At 43.6% G+C, this 6,879-nt stretch carries 4 protein-coding genes and 1 pseudogene; all 5 read left to right on the forward strand.

The window, feature by feature from the left end; all coding sequences use genetic code 11:
• Positions 1-244 precede the first annotated feature (244 nt).
• The 5 genes and pseudogenes from AB4371_RS18720 to AB4371_RS18740 all read left to right on the forward strand — a co-directional run bounded on the left by AB4371_RS18720 (position 245) and on the right by AB4371_RS18740 (position 6,842).
• Positions 245-1,807, forward strand: a complete 1,563-nt coding sequence (locus tag AB4371_RS18720) for an arylsulfatase (RefSeq protein WP_017064704.1) — start codon at positions 245-247, stop codon at positions 1,805-1,807.
• 350 nt (positions 1,808-2,157) lie between these two features.
• Entirely contained in the window at positions 2,158-3,252 is a 1,095-nt protein-coding gene (locus AB4371_RS18725) for a cytochrome-c peroxidase (protein ID WP_372150467.1), read from the forward strand.
• Positions 3,245-5,632, forward strand: coding sequence for an ATP-binding protein (locus AB4371_RS18730; protein WP_372150468.1), 2,388 nt, complete (start codon positions 3,245-3,247; stop codon positions 5,630-5,632). Before AB4371_RS18725 ends, AB4371_RS18730 begins: the two co-directional genes overlap by 8 nt.
• A gap of 13 nt (positions 5,633-5,645) precedes the next feature.
• Positions 5,646-6,070: pseudogene (locus tag AB4371_RS18735) on the forward strand (hypothetical protein).
• Between the two features lie 106 nt (positions 6,071-6,176).
• Positions 6,177-6,842 (forward strand): DUF2057 family protein, encoded by a 666-nt coding sequence (locus AB4371_RS18740; protein ID WP_102320967.1) that lies wholly within the window; start codon positions 6,177-6,179, stop codon positions 6,840-6,842.
• The last annotated feature ends 37 nt before the right edge of the window (positions 6,843-6,879 follow it).

Genomic DNA, 6,879 nt, shown 5'->3' on the forward strand with positions numbered 1-6,879 from the left:
ATTGAGATACGGATACAGAAATCATCGATAAGGTTTACGCCAACAAACATGATAAGGATCACACATACAAACTAAGGCTTTATTCTACGTACCCACTGGAGCTGATATTAATCAATAGGTTACCTAAGCATCATAACGATTGGTTATAAGCACTATAAAAGGACGTAACGGAATTTTGAGAATAACATTTGCTCATCGATGCGTTGTTCTAACGCATTAATCTTAAAAGTGAATCGGAGTCCTTATGGGTACTAAAATTAATAAACTAGCATTAGGTGTTGGCTTATTAGCAGCTTCTTCAGCGGCAACAGCAGCAGAAAAACCAAACATTCTTGCTATCTGGGGTGATGACATTGGTGTATTCAACATCAGTGCATACAACAACGGTATGATGGGTTACGAAACACCTAACATCGACCGTATTGCTAACGAAGGCGCACTATTTACTGACCACTACGGTCAACAATCGTGTACTGCTGGTCGTGCTGCATTCCTAACAGGTCAAGAACCTTTCCGTACTGGTCTATTGACTATCGGTATGCCAGGTTCGGACCACGGTATCCCTGATTGGGCTCCAACGATTGCAGACCTTCTAAAAGAACAGGGCTACATGACCGCTCAGTTTGGTAAGAATCATATGGGTGACCAAGACAAACACCTTCCAACGAACCACGGCTTTGACCAGTTCTTCGGTAACCTATACCACTTAAATGCAGAAGAAGAGCCTGAAACATATTACTACCCTAAAGACCCAGAGTTCCGTAAGAACTACGGCCCTCGTGGTGTAATCAAGTCTACTGCTGACGGTAAGATTGAAGATACTGGCCCAATGACGCGTAAGCGTATGGAGCATGCGGATGAAGAGTTCCTAGAAGAATCTCTAGCATTCATGGAAAAAGCGGTAAAAGCTGACAAACCATTCTTCATCTGGCACAACACCACTCGTATGCACGTGTGGACTCGCCTACAAGAGAAATACCAAGGTAAGTCAGGTATCAGTATTTATGCTGATGGTATGTTAGAGCATGATGACCATGTTGGTGTGCTTCTAGACAAGCTGGATGAACTAAAAATCGCTGACAACACTATCGTAATTTACTCTACCGATAACGGTGCTGAAACGGTTTCTTGGCCTGATGGCGGCGCAACTTACTTCCACGGTGAGAAAGGTACAACTTACGAAGGTGGTATGCGTGTGCCTCAGCTAGTTCGCTGGCCTGGGACTATCAAACCTGGAACTAAAATCAACGATATCATGGGCCACCAAGACTGGATTCCTACTCTACTAGCAGCCGCTGGTGATGATAAAGTGGTTGAGAAGCTAGCATCTGACAAAGGTGCAACTTACAACGGTAAAAACTGGCGCGTACACCTAGATGGTTACAACTTCCTGCCTTACTTCCAAGGTAAAGAAGAGAAAGGCCCTCGTGACAGCATGCTTTACTTCTCTGCTAACGCTGAGCTAAACGCAGTACGTTGGAATGACTTCAAGATTTCGTTTGCTGTGATGGATGGTAACATTGTGGATGCAGTTCGTTTCCAACCAAACTGGCCTCAAGTTGTTCACCTACGTGCTGACCCATTCGAGAAAGCACCGCACGAGTCTGGTATGTACCTACGCTGGATGGCAGACAACATGTGGTTATTCGTTCCAGTAGGAAATCAGGTTCAAGAGTTTATGACGACGCTACCAGATTACCCTATGCAGAATAGCCAAGTACTGAACCCAGGTAACTTCAACCAGAATGCATACATGCTTCAAGGTAAACTTAAGCAACTAGAAGCGGCAGCAGCGCAAGCTAAATAAGCCTATCTAGGCGATGCAAACTGTATAGATGTGTATTTAACTAAGATTTATAGTAAGTACATAATCGAGTACGAAAGCCGTGATAACTCACTTGAGTTACCACGGCTTTCTTCGTTTAACGCCATTCGGCTTGATTTCATTTGAAAGAGCTTCATTCAATTCTGACTAGACCTCCCTATCAATCCCCGCTAGATAACCGCCTAAGCGATTTAATTTCCTACCACTTGTCTTGCAACATCACATATGCGCAACTAGCTTTATAAATAACACCTATCATTGGAAAGTAAAATGAAGGTGATATCAGAAGGATTCTGAGTTGCCATAATTGTCAAACTAGATGGACTAATGTTATGAAAACGCCATATTTAGCAGGAATAAGCATCACTGTCATTGTCGTTTCAGTCGCTATGCTAGTTTATGACGCGGCCTCTTCAAAAATGCACACCTCGTTCGGACACCAAGAAGATCACGCCCATGAAAGCGATCATGATGACTCTCACTCTTCAGGGCACTCCGCACATTCAGAAGAAAAGCACGCACATAAAACCGTCGCTTCAAGCCAACCCATATCCCCGATTCCAAACTCTCCCGAGATAAATCATGAACTGGCCAAAATTGGTTGGGTGCTATTTAAAGACCCGAACCTTTCTTCTAACCGCAGTGTGAGCTGTGAAAGTTGTCATAGCCTGCAAACCAACGGCGCAGAGGTGATTCCAGTTTCGATTGGCGTAAACGGCGCAGGGATGAGAAATTCACTCACCGTTTTTAACGCAGTCTTTAACTATCGGTTCTTCTGGGATGGTCGGGTGAATAATCTCGGCGATCAAATTGATGGCCCAGTGCACAACGTCGATGAAATGGATTCAAACTGGCAACATATTACGGATTATGTGTCTCAATCGAAAACTTACATCGACTTATTCCAAGAACAATCAACGCCCATTGACGAAGCTTCAATTAAGGCTGCTCTTATTGAATTTATGCAGGGTTTGACCACACCAAATGCCCCTTTCGACCTGTATTTACAAGGTGACAACGCAGCACTTTCTGAAACCGCCAAACGAGGTTGGGAAACCTTTCAAGAAGAAGGCTGTATTCGTTGCCACCAAGGTACCAACATTGGTGGGGGCATGGTGATGCGATTTGGTTACTTCGGGTTATCGAAAACAGGAACCGAACGAAGTGAAGACCAAGGTCGCTTTATGTTTACCGCGCAACCACAAGATAAGCATCTATTTCGTGTTGCTAGCTTAAGAAACGTGGCGATCACTGCACCCTATTTTCATGACGGCCAAACAGCCACACTCGAAGAAGCGATCAAAATCATGGGTGAAAGCCAACTCGGTAAAACGTTTGAAAAACAGACCATAAACGATATTAAAGTCTTCCTCGAATCCCTAACCGGTAACCGTCCTCAAATGTTAATGGAGTTTGAAAATGAATAAGATCAGACTCATATTTCTACTGTTTGTATCGCTTTTCATCGGCTTAATTAGCTTTATTATGCTGACCTACTCCGAGCATGAAAAGGTCACCGAATATGGAGTGCCTATTCGGCAGTTAGGCCATGAAGTATTAGAAATGCGTGATCATATCACCAATGCAGCGCTTGCGGGTATTTCCAACCCTTATCAAATGTCTGCAGATTTGGTTGCTTTAGAAAGAGAGTTGCAACTACTCAGAGAAAGTTATCAAAGCGAGAATATTCACTCTACGTTCTTTAAACACTTACCGACAGCGCAATTATTGGATCGCTTTTACGATGCTTCAATGTCGAACTTAGATACGCTAGACAACCTAGTAGGACTTAGTGTGGCTCGTCAGTTTATTTTGCAATCTTTGACTCTACAACTCACAGAGAGCAACTCAACTGATGCTGAGATAAACAACGCAAATATCGACATTCAAAGCGCGCTTCTTGCGAGTGTGTTGGTTGGGGGAATCGAAATTAACCATTCAGGTGTTAACTCCGAGCTGGCGAACCTTTATAAAACGTTTACCGAACTCAACCAACAACAAAGTCAGCTGTTATCTCAAGTACTTTCAGCACACAGCATGGAGTATATTGAACATATTGAGCATGAGTTTACCGATCTGCAAGACCAACTTAAAAGTATCATCGTTAAGCTTATTATCGTTTTGGCGTTGCTGACTTTAGCGTTCTCATTCACCATGTTTATTTTTCGAGTCTTCGAACTCAAAAGAAACAACCTCTCCTATCAAGAAGCCGCAGACAAAGCAGAAAAAGCCAGCGAAGCAAAATCTCTCTTTCTCGCTACCATGAGCCACGAGTTACGCACCCCAATGAATGGCGTATTAGGCATCGCTCAGATAATCAAGGAGGATTCACACAGCGAGAATACTCGTAAACACGCCCAAATCATCATTGACTCTGGTCAGCATCTCGTCACCATATTGAATGACATTCTTGATTTTTCTAAGGTGGAGCAAGGCAAGATGGAGTTGGAATACAGCCCGTTCTCTGTCACCGACGTCGTGACACACCTTGATAAAACATTGACACCTCTTGCAGAAGACAAAGGCCTCGCTTTTATCATTAAAGATAACATTCCTACCAATATTCAGTTGATTGGTGACTCTGCACGTACACGTCAGATCTTATTTAACTTAGCAGGCAACGCAGTCAAGTTTACTGAGTCAGGAAAGGTTGAAGTGGAATTCTTGATTGCACCGACTACCCCACCAAGCGTGAATATTTTAGTGACGGATACGGGTATTGGTATAGCAGAAGACAAGATCGACCATATATTCACGGCATTCGAACAAGCCGAACTCTCAACGACTCGTAAGTTTGGCGGAACAGGATTAGGGCTTTCCATTGTCAAACAGTTAGTCGAACTGATGGGCGGAACAATTAAGGTTTCCAGCCAGCTTGGTTTGGGCACTCAATTTAAGATCTCTTTGCCGTTAGAAATGCATGAGCTTGAAGAACAAGTCATCGACCAAACGCCAACCAAAACCAATGAGACTCTCGATGACTTCTCAGTATTGTTAGTCGAAGATAACAAGATCAACGCAATGGTGATTAGGAAGTTCTGTGAGTCGATAAACTTAACGGTTGAGAACGCCTACGACGGCTTGCAAGCACTCGATAAACTGGCATCAAATCAATACGACCTCATCATAATGGACAACCATATGCCCAACATGAGCGGTATTGAAGCGATTCAAAAAATCCGTGGCGAACTCAAGCTGACTACGGTTGTTTTTGCATGTACCGCCGATGTATTCAAAGAGGCCCACGATGAATTCATCGAATCAGGTGCAGATTTCGTTCTCACCAAACCGTTACAGAAAAACAGCTTACAAAACGCCATCAACGAGTTTCACCAACAGTTTGAGGTCAACCGCCATCACTCCGTTAACACACACAATCTTCCAAACAAGGAAAAAAGTAACATCACGATGTTAACGCGTCACCCTAAGAACAAATTGCCACTCACAGAGGAAGAACTGTCGCGTAGCCAATTTTTAACTAACGATGAGCTTAAAACAGACGAGAAACTCAAATGCTTAACTTCTCTCGTTGATGAGCTAGAAAACGAAATCGATGAGTTGATAGAGCTATTTTCGGATGCCAAGCAAGATGATCTATCCAGAACATTAAAGGCGGTTAAAGCGATTGCATCAAGGTATGAAATGAGTGAAGTATTCGAGCTCGCAACCGAAGCTGAGAAGGTAACGGAGAAGCACATCATGCCCGAGGCTGAATTACTTCAGCAACTCATCAATCGCTTGATAGTCAACAGCCATCAAGCAACACGATTAATACACAAACTCCATCAGCAACGAAAAACGGGGTAAAAGAAGGTGTCATATGATATGGAATGTAAATTTACCTAGCACTGGCCACATTTATTCTTAGCACTCGGTGCCACAATCATTTTTGTGGTCGACTGTCATGTTCCTTTGGGCATTGCCATGGCCGTGCCCTACATAACGATAGTCTTGCTCGCAGCCACAACGAAAGATCCACTATCAGCCGTGATGTGGGCTATTGGCTGCACCTTACTTACCTTATTGGGTTACTACTTATCTGGTAGCGGCAGCGAAACCTGGTTTGTCGCCTTCAACCGAGTCATTACCATCTATACCATTTGGGTGGCGGCAATTATTCCTATTTATATCTCTTTACCTTCTCCTCAAGCCTCACTGGACGTCGATGATGACGTGACAGAGGAAAGTTCAAGATCACGCCCTCACTCGCACAGAAACCATACAATCGACACGTTCAAAAACTAGGCTTTGGTTAAGTTTCGGTGAATTTTTCCAAATCGAGACAAGGCAACTTGAAATACTTCTTTATGCATGCGAGTGTAGAACTACTCACCTAAACAACTGTATGATTATGAAAACATTAAAATCCATCGCGCTGCTTTCCACAATTATCGCAGCGCCACAAGTGTTAGCTGACGTAACAATTGAAGTTCCTTCTAGCGCAGATGCTTTAGTCGAAGTCTTAGCTGTTAATGAGGCTAAACCCGATCTTGACGGTGGTTTCTTCTCTTCGAGCAAAACGATCACCGTTCCAGATGGCGTAAACCAAATCGTTTTCAAATATCAACTGGCTTTCAGCCAAGGTAACGACCGAGAGTTTGTCGATAGCGATACCATTATTGCTACTTTTGATGCGACAGACACAGCATTGACGTTTGACATGCCTAAGTTCCGTAACACCAACGAAGCGAAAAAAGGCCTTCAAAACTTAGATTGGAAACTGGTTGATGAAAACCAAAATGCAATCAGTGTTAAGCAAGACAAACTTATCAAAGATGGCATGCAGATTGGTCGTAAGTACCCGCAAGAAGCGAAGGAGTACAACCAGAAAGGCGGCATCGCTGCACTTACAGTAGGTTCTAGCGCGGGCGTAGCAGCTGCTGTCGCACAACCGGTAACGCTTCCAACAAAGATTGACGGAAATGCAGCAAATACAGCTGAAGAGATGCTCTATTTCTGGTACGAAAAAGCGGATGCTGAAACCAAGCAGAAATTCAAAGACTACGTGAACAAGTAGCTCAATGAGCTTAATTTAAAATCGAGTAGGAGGAGGC

The sequence above is a fragment of the Vibrio sp. 10N.261.51.A3 genome (assembly GCF_041471965.1).
Classification (GTDB): Bacteria; Pseudomonadota; Gammaproteobacteria; order Enterobacterales; family Vibrionaceae; genus Vibrio; species Vibrio crassostreae_C.